Raw genomic sequence first — 23,032 nt, forward strand, 5'->3', positions numbered from 1 at the left:
ATTACAGCATCACAGAAAGTTTATTTAATTAAATCGTGATGTATAATTTAAAGAAAACTTTTTTAGCTGCTTTTTTAGTATTTGTTCCTTTTCTGCTTCATTCTCAAGCAGCGACTGATAGTTCGCGTGTTTTAAAAGAAGTCATTCTAAAAGGAAAACCCTATCAGGAAGTAATTCCCGTTCAAAGTCTTTCGGGCGTTCTGCTCCAAAATCTGGCAAGTCATAATGTAGCAGATGCGCTTCGGTATTTTGCAGGAACGCAAATCAAAGATTACGGAGGTGTCGGCGGACTTAAAACCGTTGATGTTCGCAATATGGGAACGCATCATGTGGGTGTTTTTTATGACGGAATACAACTCGGAAACGCTCAAAACGGAGTGACAGATCTCGGAAAATATTCTTTAGACGACATGGAATCCCTGACAATGTATAACGGTCAGAAGAGCGAAATTTTTCAATCGGCTAAAGATTTTGCTTCCGCGTCTGCCATTTATATGAAAACAAAACGTCCAGTTTTTTCAGGTTCCAAAAAAACAAATTTACTCGTTCGTTACAAAACCATGTCCATCAATTATCACGATCCTTCTTTTAGATGGGAACAAAAATTGAGCGACAAAGTAAGCATGAGCGTAAGTTCTGAATATATTAAATCGAATGGCCAGTATAAATTCAGATACAAAAGAAAAAATCAAGACGGAAGCACGGCCTACGACACAACCTCAACCCGATGGAACAGCGATATTGAAGCTTTAAGATTTGAATCTGGCGTTTACGGGCAACTAAATAAAGGTAGTTGGGATGCTAAAGTCTATTATTATGATTCTGAGAGAGGAGCACCAGGAGCCATTGTAGAAAATAAGTTTTCGGACGGATTCAGACAGTTTGATAAGAATTTTTTCGCGCAGGCTAATCTAGTCAAAGACGTTTCAGAAAAATATAAATTGCAGCTCAAAGGAAAGTTCGCTTACGATTACACACATTATATTGCCAGAGATACCACCACAGTTTTGGATGAAACCGTAACGGAAGGCGCACAGTCTGACGATAGTTATTTTCAGCAGGAAACTTATTTTTCAGCCGTTAATATGTACAGTATTTTACCCACTTGGGATGTTTCGCTGTCTACCGATTTTCAATACAATAAATTAAATGCCACAAGAAGAGGAATTCAGACTCAATTTTCTTTCCCGCAGCGTTATACAGCTCTTGTTTCTCTTGCCAGTTCCTACCGATATGAAGGTTTTAAAGTTTTAGGAAATGTACTCGCAACCCGCGTTATCGAAGAGGTAAAGTACAATGCAAAAGCACCCAACAAAACCGAATTTACACCTGCTTTATTCTTGGGTTATACACCATTTAAAAAATACGATTTCAATTTAAGAGCATTTGCCAAACGAATTTTCAGAATGCCGACGTTTAATGATCTGTATTATACAATGGTTGGTTCAAGTACTTTAAGACCCGAATATATGAACCAGTACGATGTTGGTTTTACCTATAATATTCCAGCAGGAAAATACTTTTTTGATAAATTTTCGATTCAGGCAGACGCCTATTATACCAATACCAAAGATAAAATTGTAGCCGCACCGACAGGAAATTTGTTCCGCTGGATGATGACCAATATGGGACAGGTAAAAGGAAAAGGAGTGGAAACGGTGGTGAACATGGGAAAAAACATTGACAAAATAAATCTTTCTGCAAATCTGACTTATACGTATTCTCAAAGTCAGGATTTTACAAAATTTGCAGGCTTAGAACTTTCTTCTTATGGAGATCAGATTCCATATACACCTTGGCACAGCGGTTCTGGAATTCTAAACGCAGGTTATGAATTCTGGAACTTCAATTACAGTTTTATATACGTTGGAAAACGCTACAACGGAAACGTCAATAATATCAAAGTAAATGAAGTACAGCCTTGGTACACACATGATTTGGCAGTTCAGAAGTCTTTCACATTCAATACATTCAAATTGAATGGATCTGTAGAAGTCAATAATGCATTCAATCAGAATTACGAAGTCATTTACAATTATCCGATGCCGGGCAGAACATTCAAATTTATAATCAGTATTGAATTATGAAAAAGACCATTATAAAAATTCTATTAGGAGTATCTATTATCGTTTCTCTGGTTTCTTGCCGGGAAGACGAAACGATATTTCTTTCGTCGGATGTAAGTGTTGCCGCACCGCGAAGTGACGGCAAGATTGAAGGTTTTTATCTTCTGAATGAAGGTAATATGGGAATGAACAGAGCCAGTATCGACATATTCAATTACAGAACCGGAAATTATACAACAGATGTCTATTCAGAACGAAATCCTACGGTTGTAAAGGAACTGGGCGATGTTGGGAACGACATTCAAATATACGGTAACAAGGTTTACGCCGTAATAAATGTCTCCAACAAAGTAGAAGTTTTAGAAAAATGGACCGCAAAACGCATTAAAAAAATTGACATTCCAAATTGTCGTTACGTCACTTTTTACAAAGACAAAGCTTATGTGAGTTCTTATGCTGGTCCTGTAGCAATTGATCCAAACGCAGAAATTGGCTTTGTTGCAGAAATTGATACTACATCTTTAGAAATAAAAAGAAAAGTAAATGTTGGTTATCAGCCGGAACAAATGGTGATTCATAACGGTAAATTATATGTTGCAAATTCTGGTGGTTATCGAGTTCCTAATTACGATCGTACGGTGTCTGTAATCGATCTCGAAACCTTTACAGAAATAAAGAAAATAGACGTCGGCATTAATTTGTACGGTATGCAGATTGACAGTCGGGGAGATATTTATGTAAGTTCAAGAGGAGATTATTACAACACGCCGTCAAACCTTTTTGTGATTGACACCAATACCGACGAGAAAAAAATGCAGCTCGATCTTCCGGTTTTGGGAATGTGTATGGTAGAAGATCTGCTTTATTTCTACAGTGTCCAGTGGAGTTATCTCACCAACAGTAATAAAATTACTTACGGAATCTTTGATACAAAAACCAAAAAAGTAATCAGTGACAAAATCATTACAGACGGGACCGATAAAAAAATAATGATCCCGTACGGACTTCAGGTAAATCCTGAAACCAAAGAAATTTATATTACAGATGCCCAAAACTATGTAGTAACAGGTTACATCTATTGTTTTACCCCCGACGGAAAATTAAAATGGAAAACTACAGCAGGAAATATTCCCGCTCATATCGCTTTTATAACTAAAAACTAAATATATGGATCAACGATTTTTAAAATATTTTAGATCGCTATTGTTTGCTTTCTTCGTAATTGTGCTGACGAATTGTTCTGGCGGAGATAATGATACGCAGTCTGGCGGAGGAGAAACAGAAAATTACACTTATAAAACACAACGATTTACGATTCTTACGTTAAGTCCAAAAATCACCGCAAGTGCAGATGCAGTTTACAATTGGACAATTGGAAGTGTTTCTTCAGAAAATTATTCTTTAGCCAATGCAACATCAAAAGAAGCATTGTTTGCTGCAGCTGCAGAAGGAACATATGAATTCAATTTGGTTATTACAGATAAAGGAACAACTCAGACAGAAAAAGTTACTGTTTCTGTAACTGCCGAAACGAAAGAATTAAAAAATTATATCGCTAAAGTATTCGAATTTAAGCCAGCTCCGGGACAATTTATAAATGATCTTCCGCCTGCTAATGATGGCGATACAGAAGAAAGAATACTGGCAAGAGCCAATTCATATCTCGCAAAGAAAGAAGGAACTCTCACTTCGCTTGGAGCATTTGGCGGTTATATAGTTTTTGGCTTTGACCACAGTATTGTCAATATAAAAGGCCGACGCGATTTTAGAGTTTTAGGAAATGCTTTTTGGGCGCAGGCCAATCCAAATCAAGATGCGGGAATGCGCGGTGGAAGCAGTGAAGCCGGTATTATTATGGTTTCGTATGATAAAAATAAAAATGGACTTCCAGACGATGAATGGTACGAAATAGAAGGCGGCGGCCACAAAATGGAAAAGACAATTCATAATTATGAAATCACCTATTTCAGACCAGATCCAAACAAAATTCCAGTTCCGGGAGGAGGAACAGGAACCGTAGTTTTTACAGATATGGAATATATATATTGGAAAGACAATCAGGGAAAAGACGGTTATCTGGCACAAAATAATGCCTACAATCATTCCTTAGAATATTGGCCAAAATGGCTTAAAGATCAAGCATCCATTACTTTTAAAGGAACAAGACTGCCAGATAATGCAATAGATGAAAGCGGTACAGGAAGTTATTATGTGCAATACGCCTTCTTATACGGTTATGCAGATAATGCGCCAAACAACGACGACGATTCGGCCATAGATATTGACTGGGCCATAGATAAAAACGGAAATAAAATTCATCTTCCCGCTGTTGATTTTGTAAAAGTGTACAACGGATTAAATCAGCAGGCAGGATGGCTTGGAGAAACTTCTACAGAAATTTTGGGAGCTTCAGATTTACATCTTTCAGGAGAAAATATTCCTACGAGATAATTTTTAAATAGTATCAAATCAAATTATTATATCCAAATTATGAAAAAAAATGTTACCCATTTTTTATTACTGGCATTTACATTCGCATTTATCGGATGCAGCAGTGATAATGACAAAACTGATGAAAATGCAATTAATATTACCCTTCAGGAAAAATATGAAACACCAACCTTTACTGTTTTAGATATTACAGCTTCTGATGCTGGAACGACTGCAAAATACGAATGGATTATGAGCAAAAATCCAGTTAACCAAGTAACAGATTCTATTGTTGGAAACACAAAAGATTTAAGTTTTACAGCTATTTATGCAGGCTCTTACGAATTTACATTGAATGTGACTGCAGAGAACAAAAAAGGAAGCAAAAAAACGATCGTTAACGTTATAAATGAAACGACAGCTTATAATCCGTATATCACACGCATTTTTGATTTTGATCCGGCACCCGGAATGTTTTCTAATGATTTGTATAAAGATGGTTTTTCTAAAGAAAATGTCGTAAAAACAGCATTAGGAAGAATAAGTGAAACCAATGTTGGTTATTTATTAGACTTAGGAGGTTTTGGAGGTTCTATTGTTGTAGGATTCGACCATACAGTTGTCAATGTAAAAGGAACAAGTGATTTTAGAGTTTATGGAGGAGACGTATCCAATCCAACGGCATCAAAACCGAATCCGCCGGCGCCGGGATTGATTTTTGTGGCTTACGATAAAAATAAAAACGGAAAACCAGATGCAGACGAATGGTATGAAATTAAAGGAAGTCAGCACGATAAATCGAATACCATTAAGAATTTTAAAGTGACTTACCATAAAAAAGCAGCCGGTGAGCCTTTGGTTACATCAAGTGCTCTTTTTCTAGATTATGAACACGTTTATTGCGAAAACAATCAGGGAGAAACTTATTATCTGGCAAGACCTAGAGGCAGAAAAGAATTTTATCCTTTATGGGCTGCTCAAACTACAGTTAGTTATGAAGGTTTAAAACTCAATGTAGATTTTAAAACCGCACGTGCAAACCAAACAACATTATGGTATTCTACTCCTCCGGAATGGGGATATGTGAATGCAATAAATCCTGATATCGATATTGACTGGGCAATTGATAAAAACGGAAATAAAGCCAATCTTCCGGGAATCGATTTTATAAAAGTAGTCAATTGTGTGAGCGAACCAATGGGACTTTGTCAGCAGCAATCTTCAATGGCGACTGTGTTTGCAGGAGCGGGAGACCTTCATATATTAAAAAAATACAATCTAAAAAAAGCAAATAATTAAGATCATGAAAAAGTATTTAAAGTATAGTTTATCTCTAATCGCTTTTGTTTCTTTTAATTCCTGCAGCAATGACGATTCAAAAACAGAAGAGCCATCCATACAGCCAGTTCAGGAAGCTTCAATTTCCATTCAATTAGCATCAGACTTTACAACCGAAAGATATAATGTAGCCGCTATAAATCCAGAAATAACTATTAAAAACGGAAATGATGCGCTTGCCCAGTATAAATGGACAACCAAAGTAACGGGCAAAGATGGCGTCATAAAAGATTCTATAATTGGCGACAGCAAAACATTAGCTTTTATAAATTCGGCAGCAGCCAGTTATACAGTTGATTTTACAGTAACATTAGGAAAAATTGTAAAACAAGCTTCGACCAAAGTTACCGTTTCAGAAACTGGTAAAACGTATACAGCAAAAGCATTAACGCTGGTTGATTTTTTGCCTGCACCTAGTTCTAGCATACAAAGTTATACTACAAAAGAAGAATCTTTACAGCAAACTCAGGAAAGTATAAAAGCAGGTGATGATGTTTATCTCGGAACATTTGGAGGATACATAGTTACTACATTTGACCATACTGTTATCAATGCCTATGGTAAGCGCGACTTTACTGTTTTAATGGCTGAGGGAACTACGGCAACCAAATATTCTCCGGTTAGTATAGCCGTAGCTTATGATGCGAATAAAAACGGAATTGCAGATGCAAATGAATGGTATGAAATAGCAGGAAGCGAATATCATAAATCGACCACAGTTAAAAATTATGAAATAACCTATCATAAGCCTGATCCAAATGCAAGTCCGGTAGCAGGAACTGCAACTTGGCAGTACGATACAGCATACCTGCCATGGACAGACAATAAAAATGGATCTGGCAAAATTACCAAAACCTATACCCGCAGACGAAGTAATTATTACCCGGCATGGGTAGGAGATACTTACACTCTAAAAGGAACAAAAGTTACTATACCCGTAAAAGATGTAAGCGACGGTGCAGGTACAACTTATAATGTTGGAACCTTTGAGTGGGGTTACGGCGGTATTAAAGATCCTTCAATAGACATTAGCTGGGCAGTAGATAAAGACGGAAATAAAGTTCATTTACCGGGAGTTGACTTTGTAAAAGTATATGTGTCAACATTTACAGCTTTAGGAGCCAACGATTTAATGTTGGGTGTTTTTCAGGAGGTTTCTGATTTGAATTTTCCAAAGAAATAGTTTTTTAATACTTGAAGGACCAAATAGTTCAATGTTTGAATATGAATATTAACCCTAAATTTTATAAATCATGAAAAAAGTAGTTTATTTTTTGACATTAGGTTTGATGATAGGATTTTCTTCCTGCAGCAGCGATGATGATGTTTTAAGTAGTGAAAGTTCAGTTTCAGGACTAAAGAACACAGCAAAAACGGCAAAAATTGCTGTTACAGATCCTTCAGTAGGAACCACGACAACTCTAAACCTTACCAACGCTTTATTGAGCAGCGGTACAACAACGACAGGAGGAAAGTACTGGGAAAACACCTATGTTTCTAACACAAATTTGAGTGTAGATATTTTTACATTCTCACATACTGCAACATCTGTAGGTTATAATTACTGGGATGGCTTTATTGTGTCTAACGTTAACGATATTACAGATTATGGTTCTGGTTCTGGTCCTGGAGGATCAGACGGCTGGGTGCCTCATCAATGGGGAACGATGGCCGGAAGTGGTTTCGGAACTTCTTCTACAACCACACCCGGAACACCCGGAACTTCTGGGGATCCTTTTATTGTAGCCTATTGGTCTAGTTATTTAGATCCTGTAGCACCGCAGGGAAGTGCTTTTACAGAATCTGGGTTTTCTAACTGGATTAAAATTGGAAACACAGGATTGTATAAAGTAGAGGGACTAAAAATCAATATACATCCATGGCCTTATTACGGTTGTTTGTATGGAGATGGATTTGCACAGCCTTTTATTTCAGGCGACCATTTTGAATTATTAATTTATGGTGTTGATGAAAATGGAGTACTTACAAATCCCGTAACACAATCTCTGGCAGATTATACAGGACCATCTTTGGTTATGCCTACAGGATGGATAAATGTTTCAGCACCTAAACTGTCAAGTTTAGGAGACGTTAAATACCTTGTTTTTCAGATGGCTTCAACAGATTCTGATCCGATTTACGGAATGAACACTGCAGCTTATTTCTGTTTAGATAAGCTTTCTGTAAAAAGAGTAGAGTAAAAAATAGATAAAAGAGCCATTTTAAAGTGGCTCTTTTATTACAGAATTATAACTAAAACGCATAAAAAGCAAAAATATAATCACTTTTTTTGTTACAATTCAAATGTTTATTAATAAAAAAAGTAGTACATTTGATATGAGACAAATTATAATACGCACCGTTGTTTTAACAGCGTTTATTCAATAATTACATTTTTCTATTTCATTAGAATGTTTATTAAAGAAACTTACAAAATGTCCTGATAGTAAAAGCAAGTAAGAAATAACTAGCTCGGATTATTAAATTAAGAAAATAAACATGATGACTTATAAAAAAATACTGCAGATTGATGACGACACAGACGATTGTGAGTTATTCATGGAAGCAGTAGAAGCCATTTCTTCTGCTGCATATACAGCGATAAATAATCCTGTAGAAGCACTTCGTAAATTAGTACAGCATGAAATTGAACCAGATGTTATTTTTCTGGATTTGAATATGCCTATTATGTCCGGTCTTGAGTTTTTGACAGAAATAAAAAAAGAAGTCAGATTAAAAGAGATTCCGATAATTATTTTTTCCACTTCACAATTAGAAGATATTATAAAAGAAGCCAAGAGATCCGGTGCAGAAGATTTTATATCAAAGCCAAATAATTTCAATGATTTAAAGAGAATTTTGAGTAGTTATGTTTAACTGCTTAAAACGATCAAATGTTATCTTTACTTACAGACAGTGTAGATTATTTTTACTTAAAAATAATTTGGTAAAGATTTTATTTTTTTACTATTTTTATTTCACCTTAAACATCCTTTATTAGAGAGATAGGCATCTTTAAATCTAAGTGAATGAAATTATCTACTCAAATTCTTCTTGCATTTACGCTGGTAATTTTGCTGTCTGTTGCAGATTCTTACACCAATTATATGCTGTCAAAGAAAGTACAGCTTAATTCGCAGTTTCTTGCCAGATCTGAAGAAATTATTAGAAACTCTAATAGGACACATAAAGCTATAATCGAGATGCAGAGTGCCTTTAGAGGATATCTGCTTACAGACGATCAGACATTTTTAGATTCTTATTATAAAGGACTTAAGAGAGTGCCGTTTTTAATAAAAGAACAGGAAAAACGAATTAACCTAAAGAGCACACAACGAACTATTTTAGATTCTATAAACAAACAGCATAATAATTGGCTGGTTTATTCTGAAAAATTAATAAAATCAAGAAAGGAATTTCCCGAAACTTATCGGAATCTTTTTGAAAATTCACTGAAGAAACACGTCGGAAAGAAAATAAACGATGCTATTTCTAAAAAATTCTCCAGATTTGATAAAATAGAATATAAGATGAGGAAACATCATACAGATATGTTACTCGACTCTTTAAAAAGAACCCGAACCTTTTCATTTATCTTTCTGATATTAACCGTAATTGTAGGTGTTTCAAGCACTGTTTATATCATTTTTGTTACCAATAAAAGGATTACCGCCATGGTAAGACTTGCAGAGAATATTTCGAAAGGAAATTTTACAATAGTAGAAGATACCCGCAACGATGAATTGACAGCCCTTTCTACCTCACTAAACAGTATGTCGGGAAAACTGGATAAAAACATACACGAACTCAAAAACAGAAATGCAGAACTTAACAAGTTTGCTTATGTAGTTTCTCACGATTTAAAAGCCCCGATTCGCGGTATTCATAATGTAGTCAGCTGGATTGAGGAAGATCACCATGAGGAATTATCTCCGGAGCTTAAAAGATATCTAAAAATTATTCCGCAGAAAACCAAACGAATGGAGGCCCTTATCAATGGTTTACTGGCGTATGCAAGGTTAAATGTAAAAGTAGCACCAGAACATATTGATGCCAATATACTGGTAAATGAAATTGCAGCTTCTATAGTTCCGAGAAATTTTAAGCTGGAAATTGGTAAACTTCCAAATTTATATACAGAAAGAATTAAATTAGAGCAGGTTTTTACCAATCTGATTAGTAATGCAGTAAAATATACACAACCAGAAGGCGGACAAATTAAAATAAGCTGTCTCACTTTTACAACCTTTCATGAATTTTCTGTAAAAGATAACGGAATCGGAATTGCGCCGGAATATCATAAAAAGATATTTGAAATATTTCAAACCCTCCGGGAAAAAAATGAAGAAGAGAGCACCGGAGTAGGTTTAGCAATCGTAAAAAAAATAATTGATGACCAGCAGGAATATATTTCTGTGAAATCTGAACTGGGAAAAGGAGCAGAATTCCTTTTTACCTGGAGAAATAATTAAGTTATGAAAAAGCCCACAATATTATTAGTAGAAGATGATGAACTGGACATTATAAGTGTCCAACGATCTCTAAAAAAGCTAAAAAGCGACTACGAACTTCATACTGCTTACAACGGTATCGAAGCTTTAAGAATTCTAAGAGATCCTAACGTAGGCTTGAGGCCCGATGTTATTCTCTTGGATATCAATATGCCCAGGATGAATGGTGTTGAATTTCTCAAAGTTTTAAGAGAAGATGAAAATCTTAAAGACCTGAAAGTTTTTGTAATGACTACTTCTTCAGAAGGGCAGGATCGCTCAGAAGCAGAAAAACTGGGTATTTCCGGATATATTATAAAACCTTTAAATTATACAGAAAATACAAAACGCTCAGATTCTATGGAAGCCTTTGTACAATTTCATTTAAGGAAAATATTACTCGACGAAAATACGTAACAGTATATTTTTCACTTAAGTGAAATGGAATTGCGTGAGTTAGTGCATCAGATTATTTTTAAATCATTCGACAAAAGAATTGGGAATATGAAAAAAATTAAAGAAGTTAATACTGAAAAATCTCAGGAAGCGGTGATCGTACTTCCGGTTATTGCAGATAAACCTTCAAAATCAAAAGGGAAAAATGATGGTTCGGAAGAATCTATTTTGACAGATCCTGAGTTTTTGAAGATTTTATTAAAGGTTAAAAATGGTAATTTCACACAACGTTTCCCAACGGATCAGGATGGAACTAAAAGATCAATCTGCGAAACTTTGAACGAAATCATAGACCTCAACGAACGTATGGTTTTTGAATTTCAGAAAGTAGGTAAAAGCATTGGAAAACAAGGAAAGCTAACCAATAGAGTTTCTCTGGATGGAGCAAGAGGTTCCTGGAGTTCCTGCGTAGATTCTGTAAACACCCTTATTTCAGATCTGGTGCATCCAACGATTGAGATTGCACACGTAATTACGTCGGTAGCAAAAGGAAACTTATCTCAGGAAATGCCGCTTTCTATTGAAGGAAACCCGCTTCAGGGAGAATTCTTAAGAATTGCAAAAGAGGTAAACGGAATGGTAAAACAGCTTAACCTTTTCTCGATGGAGGTGACGCGTGTGGCACGTGAGGTAGGTACAGAAGGTAAACTGGGAGGTCAGGCAAAAGTAAGAGGTGTTGGAGGGGTTTGGAAAGATTTGACCGACTCGGTAAATAAAATGGCATCTAACTTAACGGGTCAGGTGCGTAACATTGCAGACGTAACAACCGCGGTGGCAAAAGGAGATTTATCTAAAAAAATTACCGTTGACGTAAAAGGAGAAATCTTAGAATTAAAGAATACCATCAATACCATGGTGGATCAGCTGAACTCATTCTCCTCTGAGGTAACCCGTGTGGCACGTGAGGTAGGAACCGAAGGGAAATTAGGAGGACAGGCACAGGTAAAAGGAGTTGGTGGGACATGGAAAGATTTAACAGATTCGGTGAATCAGATGGCATCCAACTTAACAGGTCAGGTGCGTAATATTGCCGATGTAACAACCGCGGTAGCAAAAGGAGATTTGTCTAAAAAAATTACCGTAGACGTAAAAGGAGAAATTCTGGAGCTGAAAGATACCATAAACACCATGGTCGATCAGCTGAACTCGTTTTCTTCTGAGGTAACTCGTGTGGCGGTAGAGGTAGGATCTGAAGGAAAACTGGGAGGTCAGGCAAAAGTGCGAGGTGTTGGTGGTGTATGGAAAGATTTGACAGATTCGGTAAACCAAATGGCGAGTAACTTAACAGGTCAGGTACGTAACATTGCCGAGGTAACGACAGCCGTTGCAAAAGGAGATTTATCTAAAAAAATTACAGTAAACGTTGCGGGAGAAATCCTCGAACTTAAAAATACAATTAATACCATGGTGGATCAGCTGAACTCCTTTGGTGCCGAGGTAACTCGTGTGGCACGTGAGGTAGGTTCAGAAGGAAAACTGGGAGGTCAGGCCAAAGTAAAAGGTGTTGGTGGAACCTGGAAAGATTTAACAGATTCGGTGAATCAGATGGCATCCAACTTAACAGGTCAGGTGCGTAACATTGCTGAGGTAACAACCGCGGTAGCAAATGGTGACCTTTCTAAAAAAATTACAGCCGTAGCCGAAGGAGAAATCTTAGAGCTGAAGAAAACGATCAACACGATGGTCGATCAGCTGAACTCATTTTCATCTGAGGTAACCCGTGTGGCGCTTGAGGTAGGAACAGAAGGAAAACTAGGAGGTCAGGCAAAAGTAAAAGGAGTTGGTGGAACCTGGAAAGATTTAACCGATTCGGTGAATCAAATGGCATCCAACTTAACAGGTCAGGTGCGTAACATTGCTGAGGTAACAACTGCCGTAGCAAAAGGCGATTTATCACGCCAGATTACGGTTGATACCAAAGGAGAAATCTTAGAATTAAAAAACACCATTAATACAATGGTGGGCCAGCTGAACTCATTTGCATCTGAGGTAACTCGTGTGGCGCGTGAGGTTGGTACCGAAGGAAAACTGGGAGGACAGGCGCAGGTAGAAGGTGTTGGAGGAACATGGAAAGATTTGACCGATTCGGTAAACCAGATGGCATCGAATCTTACCGGACAAGTGCGTAATATTGCCGAAGTAACAACAGCGGTAGCAAAAGGAGATTTATCGCTCCAGATTACCGTAGATACAAAAGGAGAAATCTTAGAGCTTAAAAATACAATTAATACCATGGTGGATCAGCTTCGAAGTTTTGCTTCAGAGGTAACCAGGGTATCAAGAGAAGTTGGTACCGAAGGAAAACTGGGAGGACAGGCCAACGTACCGGGAGTTGCAGGAACATGGAAAGATTTAACAGATTCTGTGAATCAGATGGCGGGGAACTTAACCGCTCAGGTACGTAATATTGCCGATGTGGCGATTGCCGTTGCAAATGGAGATATGTCCCGAAAAATTACCGTTGACGTTCGCGGAGAAATTCTTCAATTAAAAGAAACGCTGAATACAATGGTGGATCAGCTTCGTGAATTTGCCTCTGAGGTAACTCGTGTGGCGCGTGAGGTTGGTACCGAAGGAAAACTGGGAGGACAGGCAAATGTACCAGGAGTTGCAGGAACGTGGAAAGATTTAACGGATTCGGTGAATCAGATGGCGGGTAACTTAACAACTCAGGTACGTAATATTGCCGAGGTAACAATTGCCGTTGCCAATGGAGATATGTCGAAAAAAATTACTGCCGACGTTCGTGGAGAGATTCTTCAACTAAAAGAAACTGTAAATACCATGGTGGATCAGCTTCGTGCCTTTGCATCAGAGGTAACTCGTGTGGCGCGTGAGGTAGGAACCGATGGAAAACTGGGAGGACAAGCGTTTGTACCGGGAGTTGCAGGGACTTGGAAAGATTTAACGGATTCGGTGAATCAAATGGCATCGAACTTAACGGATCAGGTGCGTAATATTGCCGATGTAACCAAAGCGGTTGCCAATGGTGACCTTTCAAAACAAATTACCGTAGACGTAAAAGGAGAAATCCTGGATTTGAAAAATACCTTCAATACGATGGTGGAACAGCTGAATTCATTTGCTTCTGAAGTAACCCGTGTGGCTCGTGAAGTAGGTACCGAAGGAAAACTGGGAGGACAATCTGAAGTAAAAGGTGTTGCAGGAACGTGGAAAGATTTAACAGATTCTGTAAACGTAATGGCTTCTAACTTAACAGGTCAGGTTCGTGGAATTGCAAAAGTTGTAACATCAGTAGCAAAAGGAAATCTAAAACAAAAACTATCGATTGATGCCAAAGGAGAAGTTGCACAACTTACAGATACCATCAACGAAATGATTGATACACTGGCAACATTTTCGGATCAGGTGACAACTGTGGCGCGTGAGGTTGGAGCAGAAGGAAAACTAGGCGGTCAGGCAAATGTACCGGGAGCCTCAGGAACCTGGAAAAACTTAACCGAAAACGTAAATCAGCTGGCAGAAAACTTAACCACTCAGGTACGTGCAATTTCTGAGGTTGCTTCTGCAGTAACACAGGGAGATTTAACCCGAACTATTGGTGTTGAGGCAAAAGGAGAGGTTGAGGCATTAAAAGATACGATCAACCAGATGATTTCGAATCTGAAAGCAACAACTTTGCGTAATCAGGAACAAGACTGGCTGAAATCGAATTTGGCCAAATTTACCCAGATGCTTCAAGGGCAGAAAGAATTAAATTCGGTTACCAAAAAAATCCTTTCGGAGTTGGCAACGGTTGTAACCGCTCAACATGGATTATTTTATATTTTGCAGGAAGATGAAGATTTTATGGATTCTAAACTGAATCTGATTGCTTCTTATGCCTACATTAAAAGAAAAAATTCGCCTACGCAATATGCAATGGGAGAAGGACTTATTGGTCAGGTTGCAATAGAAAAAGAACGAATTATTCTAAGTAATGTTCCAAAAGATTATATCAGAATTAATTCTGGTTTGGGAGATGCCAAGCCGCAGGACGTAATTATTCTTCCGGTTTTATTTGAAGGAAGATTAAAAGCTGTTATCGAATTGGCTTCGCTGGATACCTTTAGCCAGACGCACTTAGATTTCTTGGAAGGATTGACAGAAAGTATTGGTATTGTATTGAATACGATCGAATCAAATTCGAGAACAGAAGAACTTTTGGTACAATCTCAATCGTTGGCAGGAGAGTTAAAAAGCCAGCAGGAAGTATTAAAAAATACGAACGAAGAGCTGGAAGAAAAAGCATTCTTATTAGCGAATCAGAAAGAGGAAGTAGAGTTGAAGAACCAAGAGGTTGAGGTTGCGAGAAAAGCATTAGAAGAAAAAGCAGACCAGCTTACTTTAACATCCAAATATAAATCGGAGTTCCTGGCCAATATGTCGCACGAGCTTAGAACGCCGTTGAACAGTTTGCAGATTTTGGCGAATGAATTAATTGCGAACAGAGATGGAAATTTATCCGAAAAACAAATTCAGTTTGCTAAGACGATCAACTCATGCGGAGATGACCTTATTCAGCTGATTAATGATATTTTGGATTTATCTAAAATTGAATCTGGATATATTTCTGTTGATTATAACCCAATTAGTTTTGCAGAAATCAGCCGATTTGTGGAGTCTACTTTTAACCCGATTTCAGAAGCCAAACACCTTCGCTTTAAAATAAATATGGATCATGATCTTCCGGAGTTTATCGAAACCGATTCGCAAAGGCTAAATCAGATTTTAAAGAATCTTTTATCGAATTCATTCAAATTTACAGAAAAAGGAGAAGTACAACTTAAAATATACAAAGCCAATAACAATTGGAAAACTACAAATGCAAGTCTGGATAATGCAGAAGCAGTTGTTGCTTTTGAAATTTCAGATTCGGGTATTGGTATTTCGAGAGAAAAGCAAAATATTATTTTTGAAGCTTTCCAGCAGGCAGAAGGTTCTACAAGCCGTAAATACGGAGGAACTGGTTTGGGATTATCGATCAGCCGAGGTCTTTCTGACTTATTAGGCGGAAGCATTGAGCTGGAAAGTGAAACTAATGTTGGAAGTAAATTTACTTTATTTCTTCCCCTAAAATACATTCATGTTTCTGAAATTGAGAATATTGAAGTAACTGAGGAATCTGATAGTAAAGGACGTATAAAATCGCTTCCTTCTGAGAAATTCAACAGATCAGATATTGATTTGTTTTTTGTCGATGAGGTAGGAGACGACAGAACCGATATTAAACCAGATGACAAAGTCCTGCTGATTGCAGAAGATAATTTGACTTTTGCCAAAATTATGCTGGAACAAGCACATCTTAACGGCATTAAAGCAATTGTAACCACAAAAGGAAATGATGTGATTGATTTTATAAATCAGTTTAATCCGCATGCGATTACGATGGACCTCAACATGCCGGACACGAGCGGATGGAAAATCTTAGACCGATTAAAAACAGATTTTAACCTGCGTCATATTCCGGTTTATATTATTTCTGGAGAAGACGAACGAAATAAAGGTCTTAAACGTGGTGCAAGAAACTTTTTTGTTAAACCAGTAAAAAATGATTCCCTTTCTTTCTTGTTTAAGGATATTCATGACTTTAAAAATAGAAAAGTAAAAAAACTGCTTGTTGTCGATGATAATTCTACAGAATTAGATCGAATATTAAAAGCTGTCGATGGAGACGATATCACAGTATACAGTGCCAAAACTGCTGCAGATGCTGTTGCGCTTATTAGAGAACATTCTTTTGATTGTATAATATTAGACTTAAAACTGCCAGATGCAGATGGGTTTGATCTTATTACAGATTTAGAAAACAGCCTTGCCGGTCAGGAAACTGCAATTATTGTGCATTCTGCAGGAGATGTTACGAAGAAACAAAAGACAAAACTAAGCAGATTTGCCTACAGCATTATCACAAAAAGTGCCAATTCTATTTATGAATTAATTGATCAGACGGCTTTGTTTATGCATCGCGTTCATAAAGAACTCCCAGATGCTATGAGAGAAAACATAGAAACGTATTATCTAAAAGAAGATGTTCTTCCAGGCAAAAAAGTATTGCTGGTAGATGATGATGTGAGAAATTTATTTGCCTTAACCACAGCTCTGGAGCGATACGGATTAAATGTTATTAGTGCAGAAAGCGGTCAGGAAGCGATTGATATTTTGAACGAAGATAAAGCCATTGATATTGTTCTAATGGATATTATGATGCCGGAAATGGACGGTTACGAAACCATGAAGCGCATTAGGAAAGACGTAAAACATAAAGATTTAACAATTATTGCCGTAACCGCAAAAGCCATGAAAGGAGACAGACAGCGCTGCATAGAATCGGGTGCCTCAGATTATATGACAAAACCAGTTAATGTTGAACAATTATCTTCTTTAATGCGCGTGTGGCTTAAATAATTTTTTACTTTTATATTCAATTTAAAATAATGGAAGACAACGCAATAAAAATCTTATTAGTAGATGACAAGAAAGAAAACCTACTTTCTTTGCAAGTTATCCTGGCTGATCGCGGCTATCAATTTGTCGAAGCAACGTCAGGAAAAGATGCGTTACGAATTCTTTTAAAGAATCAGGATTTTGCCATTATCCTTATGGATGTCCAGATGCCCCTCATGGACGGTTTTGAAACAGCGGAGTTAATCCGCGAAAGCGAAAAACTAAAAAATGTGCCTATTATATTTCTGACCGCCAATATGGATACCACAGAATATATATTTAAAGGGTATCAGTCTGGTGCAGTAGATTATATGATAAAGCCTTTATCTCCAGAGATATTGCAGGCAAAAGTTATGGTTTTTACAGAGCTTTTTAGAAAAAACCAGGAATTAAGAAAAAAGGAAGAAGAAACGCATGCGCTCAACGAAATAATTCTGAAAGCCAATGCAGAACTAGCGCTTCAGAATGAGTCGATAGAAAAACATGCCGAAGAGCTCCGAAAGAAAAATAAAGAACTGGATGCATTTACCTATATATCAAGTCATGACCTTCAGGAACCTTTGAGAAAAATTCAGACTTTTAGCAATTTGATACTTTCTACAGAATATGAAAATTTATCAGAAAGCGGCAGACTGAAGTTTAATCGAATTCTTTATGCAACCAATAGAATGCGGGACCTCATCAACAGTCTTCTCACATTCTCCCGTGCAAATCTCGTAGATCGAAAATTTGAGACAACAGATCTTAATAAAATCATCAACGATGTAAAAGAAGCGCTCGACGAAAATCTGCAGGAAAAACAAGCAACAATCACGACAGATTTTCATGATACAGCAAGACTTATCCGTTTTCAGTTTATACAGTTGATGGAAAATTTAGTACATAATGCGATTAAATTTTCTCAAGCCGATTTACCGCTGGTCATTACTATTAAAAGTCGTTTGGTTTATGGATCTGAAATACAGTTCGAAAATTTATCCAGAGAAGTTAATTACTGCCATATTAGTTTTTCTGATAACGGAATAGGATTTGAACCGCAGCATAATGAGAAAATATTTGGTGTTTTTCAGAAACTGCACAGCAAAGATGTGTATGAAGGAACCGGAATTGGTTTAGCTATTGTTAAGAAAATAGTAGAAAATCATAACGGATATGTAGATGCGGCAGGCGAGCCCATGAAAGGGGTTACGTTTAATATTTATGTGCCTTATTAAAAGAAATTAATAATAGTTAGAAGCTTAGATTAATAGCTGCATCGCTTAAGATCCAGCTATTAATTTAAAATTTACTTAAAGTGATTCTTCAGAAGTCCATGTTAAAGCTTGGTCATACTGTTCTTTTTTAAAACCTTTAAATTCTCCCGGAACAAAATAACTGAAACCGTTTGTAAAAGTTATAGCTTTATCAGAGTCGGTTACAATTGCAGCTCTGTTCCATTTTGCAATATTTTTCAATCCCAACAAAGCATCCTGCATCCAGGCTCCGGCTGTAAAATTTTCGACATCAGTATCAAGATAAAGAAGAAAATTAATATGTCCGATTTGCTCAATAACACGCTCTACTTCTGGAACTACTACATTTTGGTAATCCTCTTTGGTTACTTCGCCGATTGCTTTAAACGCAGCAACATTATTGGGTGTATTATCTATTAAACGTATCATAATTTTTAATTTTAGTTGAACATAAATTTAAGCATACTAACTTGTTTTCTATTATGTCTAAGTTTTTGATTGTTACAGAATTATAATACGGTCAATGGCTTGATATTTTTTTTAAAATTAAAAGAAGATTTGAATATTATAATATTGAAAACCAATCGTGTAACTCGTATTTTAATCTTATTAATATATTTGATATTATTCACCTAAAACTTTAATAAGATGCATATCATTTTTCAATTAATAATGGTTACTTTCTTTGCTACATCTGCAATGACAGTTTTCAGTTATATTGTTTCGGTAAGTTTTAAATAATTATACAAAGAGCCTTTACTTCTTAAATATGTATTAGGAAGACTTGATATTACAGTATCAGATCGTGCCAGAGAAATTTTAGGCTGGGTGATCCATTACCTTATCGGATTTATTTTTGTCTTATGTTATTATTTTCTGTGGAAATATAAAATTGTTCCACTTACTATTTTAAGTGGTATCCTGCTTGGTGCTGCTAGTGGAATAATAGGAATTATCAGTTGGATTATTATGTTTAAACTGTCAGGTTTAGACAGAAAAGCAACAGACAAAGGCTATTATACTCAATTATTTATAGCACACGTTATCTTCGGATTAATTGCCGTTATCGATTATATGTATCTGGTAAACGCTTACTAATTATTTTCTTCCTTTATTATATTGCAAAAGCCTGCTTGTGTTTTTATTCAAGCAGGCTTTTTTTATGATTTTATTTAATGGATTTTAAATCAATTGTAAATGTGGTAGTATCTTAATTTTTAAATAATTGTTGTTTTTTTTTTAAGACAGGAATTTTTATTATAATGTTATTTGACCTGTATTTTTGCGAGATCAGATTGTGCCGGGCCGTTTATTACAGTTCCGTCATTCGCAAATCGAGAACCATGACAAGGGCAGTCGAACGATTTTTCGTCTGCGTTCCAGTTTACAATACAGCCTAAATGCGGGCATACTGCAGAAAATGCTTTTAGAGTGTTGTCATAATCGCGGTAAACTGCTGCTTTTCTAAGTCCTATAGAGATAATACCGCCTTCGCCTGCAGGCAGATCTGCGGTGTTTTTTAAGTCCGAAGCGGTAATCCAGTCCAAATATTGAGCTGCCATATTTCCAGTTTCTTTAATGAAATCCCCTGCAGATTTGAGCGTCAGTCTGGACGGACTGTAAATTTCCTCCCATTTATTTTTAGTACCTTTTATAAGATCGGTAATAATCAGAGCTCCGATTGTAGAATGTGTCATTCCGTTTCCAGAGTCTCCCGTAATGATATAGATATTTTCATCTCCGGGATTTTTTCCCATAAAGCCCAAAGCATCTACAGGCTCCATAACCTGACCAGACCATCGATAGGATATTTCGTCAAGTAGTGGAAAATACTGTCTTGTCCAGGCTTCAAGTCTGTCATATCTTTCAGATTCAGTTTTGTTTTCTTCATCAGACTGTCCTGTTTTATGATCTTCGCCGCCAGAAATTAACAGATCATATTCGTCGTCAAATTTTTCGAGGCGTACATAATGATACGGCTGAGAAACCCATTTAGAATCTGCATCTCCGGTATCCCACCATAAGGCATAAGGCAATGTATCCTTTTTAATTTTTCCGGCAATCACATAAGTTCTGTAAGCATGCTGTTTGGTATGCATGGTAACAACATCATTAATTGGTGAGTTGGTGGCTACAACAATATGCGCCGCGGTAAATTTAAATCCGTTTACCTCAGCACCTTCTTTAGAAATATTTTCGGCATGTGCTTCGGTATAAATTGTTCCTCCAAGAGCGATTACAGCATCTGCAAGTCCTTTAAGATACTGTAGAATATGAAATTGTGCCTGATTTTTAAACATAAGACATCTTAGCGGTTCATCGTTGATGATCGTAGGTGTTTTATCTAATAATAAAGTATCTAAGCCAGCTCTTTGTGAAGCTTCATATTCCTTATCTAAATTTTCTTCTTTATCACTCGGATGCAGGAATAAGTAACCGTTGACTCTTTTAAAAGAACAGTCTATATTGTTTTGGCTGATGATATTTTCGATTTCGTTAATTGCAGCAGTATGGCTTTCTGCAGCAAGTGCAGCGGTTTCTTTGCCAAAAGTACTTTCGAGATAATAATAACGGTCATCTAAAGCATTACTTAAATGAGCTGTGGTTCTTCCTGATTCCCCGCTTCCAATAAAACCATCTTCCACCAAAACTACTTTTTTTCCTGCCTGAAGTAATTTATAAGCTGTAGTAAGTCCGGCGATACCGCCTCCAATAATCAGAACTTCAGTTTGTATATCAGAATCTGGAGTTTTATAAGAGAGGATTGAAGTAGAATCAATCCAGAACGAAACATTATCTCCAGAAGTAATGGCTCCGTCATTTATTTTATTTTCCATATTGCAATTTTTTAATTTTATAACACTCATTTACCAGAAACATAAAACCTTTATTCATGGATGAATCTGTAAATCGAATCTCTCAAAATTAAAAAACCTATAAGTGTAAAGCTTATAGGTTTAATAGTAAACATTATAGGATTGCCAGTAATTATTATGTTGTTTATGAATGTATTAAAGGCAGTATTTTTATTTAGCAGTCAGGTTTAAAGAAACCGTTGATATATTTCCCGTTCCATCGTATCGCTCTCCCCATATCTCGATATAATCATCTTTCTTTAATTGTATTGTACCCACAATTGGCAAGGCTAAAATTCCCCCGGAGGATAAAAAACCACTAGTTGGCCGTCCGTATACTTTTGTATCCGTTAATACAACTCCATTTCTGGCAAAATATAAAATTAATGTCAAATCTGTAGCGGTGCCTTGGTAAGAAACGGAAGCAGTAACCTGAAAATATCTCGTTTTATTACCTCTGTAAGTAATTCTATTATTACCATCTCTGGTAAAACGAAATAAACTGCTGGACGTAGTAGTTCCGTTTAATTTGATTCTGCTCGAAGTTCCTGTACCGGTAAATGCAGTAGAAACACCACTTCCCACTGCTGCATCCAGATTAATGTCGCCAGTAGCATCACTGTCACCTTCTCTTGGTATTCCAGGCGAATCTACTGTCCAGGCTGTGCTGAAATTATAACCCGGATAAGTTGCCGAAGCTGTATAACCCCTGACATAAGGATTTGAACTTGTGCCTGAAAATACAGTACCCAATAAAACACCTGTTCCTACAGTTAGTGTACCGAGAGTTCCGCTTACATCCAATGCAATATCGGAGCTGTCTACAGTGCTGTATCCGCTGTTTTTTTGTATTAAGCCAAAAGTGCCAAAAAAAGTTTCAAAAGTACCGGCATTAGTAATAGACCATGCCTGGCTGTTTAACAGTAAGTTACCAATATTAGAATATTGAAGTCCATTGGTATTACGAATAAACTGAACCACATTACCAAAGTATAATCCAAATCCGGAAATAGTTCCAACGGTGCCACTATTATTACCGTCAACAATTACATTCTGCACCAAAAGAGAGGTTGAGGTGCCTGCTCCAGGTCCAGTGACGTTAAAAGCTCTTGCGCCTCTCAAAGTAAGAAATCTGACACTTCCTCCTGTCGCTCCCTCAAAAATGGTTCCGGCTGAGCTTATTACATCTTCATTTGCATCCAATCCGGTAACGTAGGCGTTGTTCAAATCTATAGGCAGATTAAAAGCTACGGTTCCATTTATTTCATACAAAGTATTAGTATTCAAAACATATTTAGTGTTGCCTCCAACTGCCAGTTCTGCCGCTAACACAGTCGCCAGGACGTCGGTAGATTTTATACGTTTAAAATTTAATCTTCCGCTTGAAGTACTATTTAGCGGATTCCATGTTGATGTACCCGTAGAATAATAATAAAATAATTTTAAATCGGTATCATAAACCATTAAACCGTCGGCAGGAGTTACTATTGCATTTTTTTGTGCAGTAGTCATTCTTGGCGTTAATAATCCCTGAGTTGTAGAAGTAATATCTAGTGCAGAACTTGCGCTTGGCGTTACAGTACCAATTCCGATTTGTGCATGTCCTGAAAATGTTGAAAGAAACAGTATGCATACAATCAACATTCTGTAAAATTTTATAATATTCAGCATAATTTTGTGGTTTTAGTTAGATAAGCTGTATTTATGTAGAAGCAGGC

15 protein-coding genes are annotated in these 23,032 nt (G+C 36.8%); 12 read left to right on the top strand and 3 right to left on the bottom strand.

What is annotated here, in order from left to right; translation table 11 throughout:
- Positions 1–38 precede the first annotated feature (38 nt).
- The 11 genes from B0A68_RS20400 to B0A68_RS20450 all read left to right on the top strand — a co-directional run bounded on the left by B0A68_RS20400 (position 39) and on the right by B0A68_RS20450 (position 18,441).
- Positions 39–2,087, top strand: a complete 2,049-nt coding sequence (locus tag B0A68_RS20400) for a TonB-dependent receptor (RefSeq protein ID WP_035684854.1) — start codon at positions 39–41, stop codon at positions 2,085–2,087.
- Positions 2,084–3,229, top strand: coding sequence for a YncE family protein (locus B0A68_RS20405; protein ID WP_035684852.1), 1,146 nt, complete (start codon positions 2,084–2,086; stop codon positions 3,227–3,229). Before B0A68_RS20400 ends, B0A68_RS20405 begins: the two co-directional genes overlap by 4 nt.
- A 4-nt stretch (positions 3,230–3,233) precedes the next feature.
- A complete protein-coding gene (locus B0A68_RS20410; RefSeq protein ID WP_035684850.1) occupies positions 3,234–4,517 on the top strand; it encodes a PKD domain-containing protein in 1,284 nt (427 codons plus the stop codon).
- A 39-nt stretch (positions 4,518–4,556) separates the two neighbouring features.
- A complete protein-coding gene (locus B0A68_RS20415; RefSeq protein WP_051892637.1) occupies positions 4,557–5,795 on the top strand; it encodes a PKD domain-containing protein in 1,239 nt (412 codons plus the stop codon).
- Between the two features lie 4 nt (positions 5,796–5,799).
- Positions 5,800–7,017, top strand: a complete 1,218-nt coding sequence (locus B0A68_RS20420) for a hypothetical protein (protein ID WP_051892635.1) — start codon at positions 5,800–5,802, stop codon at positions 7,015–7,017.
- Positions 7,018–7,087: 70 nt separating this feature from the next.
- Positions 7,088–8,035, top strand: coding sequence for a DUF4465 domain-containing protein (locus B0A68_RS20425; RefSeq protein ID WP_051892633.1), 948 nt, complete (start codon positions 7,088–7,090; stop codon positions 8,033–8,035).
- Positions 8,036–8,333: 298 nt separating this feature from the next.
- Positions 8,334–8,711 carry a response regulator gene (locus B0A68_RS20430; RefSeq protein WP_051892631.1) on the top strand — a complete coding sequence of 126 codons (378 nt, stop codon included), beginning with the start codon at positions 8,334–8,336 and terminating at the stop codon, positions 8,709–8,711.
- Between the two features lie 152 nt (positions 8,712–8,863).
- Positions 8,864–10,306, top strand: coding sequence for an ATP-binding protein (locus tag B0A68_RS20435; protein ID WP_035684847.1), 1,443 nt, complete (start codon positions 8,864–8,866; stop codon positions 10,304–10,306).
- A gap of 3 nt (positions 10,307–10,309) precedes the next feature.
- Positions 10,310–10,741 (top strand): response regulator, encoded by a 432-nt coding sequence (locus tag B0A68_RS20440; protein ID WP_035684845.1) that lies wholly within the window; start codon positions 10,310–10,312, stop codon positions 10,739–10,741.
- A gap of 87 nt (positions 10,742–10,828) precedes the next feature.
- The gene (locus B0A68_RS20445; protein WP_084679121.1) at positions 10,829–17,188 is read left to right on the top strand and encodes a HAMP domain-containing protein; all 6,360 of its coding nucleotides are present in this window, start codon (positions 10,829–10,831) and stop codon (positions 17,186–17,188) included.
- 29 nt (positions 17,189–17,217) lie between these two features.
- The gene (locus B0A68_RS20450) at positions 17,218–18,441 is read left to right on the top strand and encodes a sensor histidine kinase (protein ID WP_035684843.1); all 1,224 of its coding nucleotides are present in this window, start codon (positions 17,218–17,220) and stop codon (positions 18,439–18,441) included.
- A gap of 75 nt (positions 18,442–18,516) precedes the next feature.
- Here the strand turns inward: B0A68_RS20450 and B0A68_RS20455 are convergent, their stop codons facing one another.
- Positions 18,517–18,888, bottom strand: a complete 372-nt coding sequence (locus B0A68_RS20455) for a SpoIIAA family protein (RefSeq protein WP_035684841.1) — start codon at positions 18,886–18,888, stop codon at positions 18,517–18,519.
- A 540-nt stretch (positions 18,889–19,428) separates the two neighbouring features.
- Here B0A68_RS20455 and B0A68_RS24800 point away from each other — a divergent pair.
- Positions 19,429–19,557: a hypothetical protein gene (locus tag B0A68_RS24800; RefSeq protein ID WP_262486749.1), complete on the top strand. Its 129-nt coding sequence runs from the start codon at positions 19,429–19,431 to the stop codon at positions 19,555–19,557.
- Between the two features lie 167 nt (positions 19,558–19,724).
- Here the strand turns inward: B0A68_RS24800 and B0A68_RS20465 are convergent, their stop codons facing one another.
- Positions 19,725–21,296: an FAD-dependent oxidoreductase gene (locus tag B0A68_RS20465; RefSeq protein ID WP_035688176.1), complete on the bottom strand. Its 1,572-nt coding sequence runs from the start codon at positions 21,294–21,296 to the stop codon at positions 19,725–19,727.
- A 189-nt stretch (positions 21,297–21,485) separates the two neighbouring features.
- Positions 21,486–22,985: a hypothetical protein gene (locus B0A68_RS20470; RefSeq protein ID WP_035684838.1), complete on the bottom strand. Its 1,500-nt coding sequence runs from the start codon at positions 22,983–22,985 to the stop codon at positions 21,486–21,488.
- Positions 22,986–23,032 lie beyond the last annotated feature (47 nt).

Source organism: Flavobacterium reichenbachii (genome assembly GCF_002217435.1).
Taxonomy (GTDB): domain Bacteria; phylum Bacteroidota; class Bacteroidia; order Flavobacteriales; family Flavobacteriaceae; genus Flavobacterium; species Flavobacterium reichenbachii.

Bases quoted from the DNA above. Each gene is read 5' to 3' on its own strand.
- B0A68_RS20450 (WP_035684843.1), top strand. From the start codon at position 17,218: ATGGAAGACAACGCAATAAAAATCTTATTAGTAGATGACAAGAAAGAA.
- B0A68_RS20470 (WP_035684838.1), bottom strand. From the start codon at position 22,985: ATGCTGAATATTATAAAATTTTACAGAATGTTGATTGTATGCATACTG.
- B0A68_RS20400 (WP_035684854.1), top strand. From the start codon at position 39: ATGTATAATTTAAAGAAAACTTTTTTAGCTGCTTTTTTAGTATTTGTT.
- B0A68_RS20455 (WP_035684841.1), bottom strand. From the start codon at position 18,888: ATGATACGTTTAATAGATAATACACCCAATAATGTTGCTGCGTTTAAA.
- B0A68_RS20420 (WP_051892635.1), top strand. From the start codon at position 5,800: ATGAAAAAGTATTTAAAGTATAGTTTATCTCTAATCGCTTTTGTTTCT.
- B0A68_RS20445 (WP_084679121.1), top strand. From the start codon at position 10,829: ATGAAAAAAATTAAAGAAGTTAATACTGAAAAATCTCAGGAAGCGGTG.
- B0A68_RS20410 (WP_035684850.1), top strand. From the start codon at position 3,234: ATGGATCAACGATTTTTAAAATATTTTAGATCGCTATTGTTTGCTTTC.
- B0A68_RS20415 (WP_051892637.1), top strand. From the start codon at position 4,557: ATGAAAAAAAATGTTACCCATTTTTTATTACTGGCATTTACATTCGCA.
- B0A68_RS24800 (WP_262486749.1), top strand. From the start codon at position 19,429: ATGTTTAAACTGTCAGGTTTAGACAGAAAAGCAACAGACAAAGGCTAT.
- B0A68_RS20440 (WP_035684845.1), top strand. From the start codon at position 10,310: ATGAAAAAGCCCACAATATTATTAGTAGAAGATGATGAACTGGACATT.
- B0A68_RS20405 (WP_035684852.1), top strand. From the start codon at position 2,084: ATGAAAAAGACCATTATAAAAATTCTATTAGGAGTATCTATTATCGTT.
- B0A68_RS20425 (WP_051892633.1), top strand. From the start codon at position 7,088: ATGAAAAAAGTAGTTTATTTTTTGACATTAGGTTTGATGATAGGATTT.
- B0A68_RS20430 (WP_051892631.1), top strand. From the start codon at position 8,334: ATGATGACTTATAAAAAAATACTGCAGATTGATGACGACACAGACGAT.
- B0A68_RS20435 (WP_035684847.1), top strand. From the start codon at position 8,864: ATGAAATTATCTACTCAAATTCTTCTTGCATTTACGCTGGTAATTTTG.
- B0A68_RS20465 (WP_035688176.1), bottom strand. From the start codon at position 21,296: ATGGAAAATAAAATAAATGACGGAGCCATTACTTCTGGAGATAATGTT.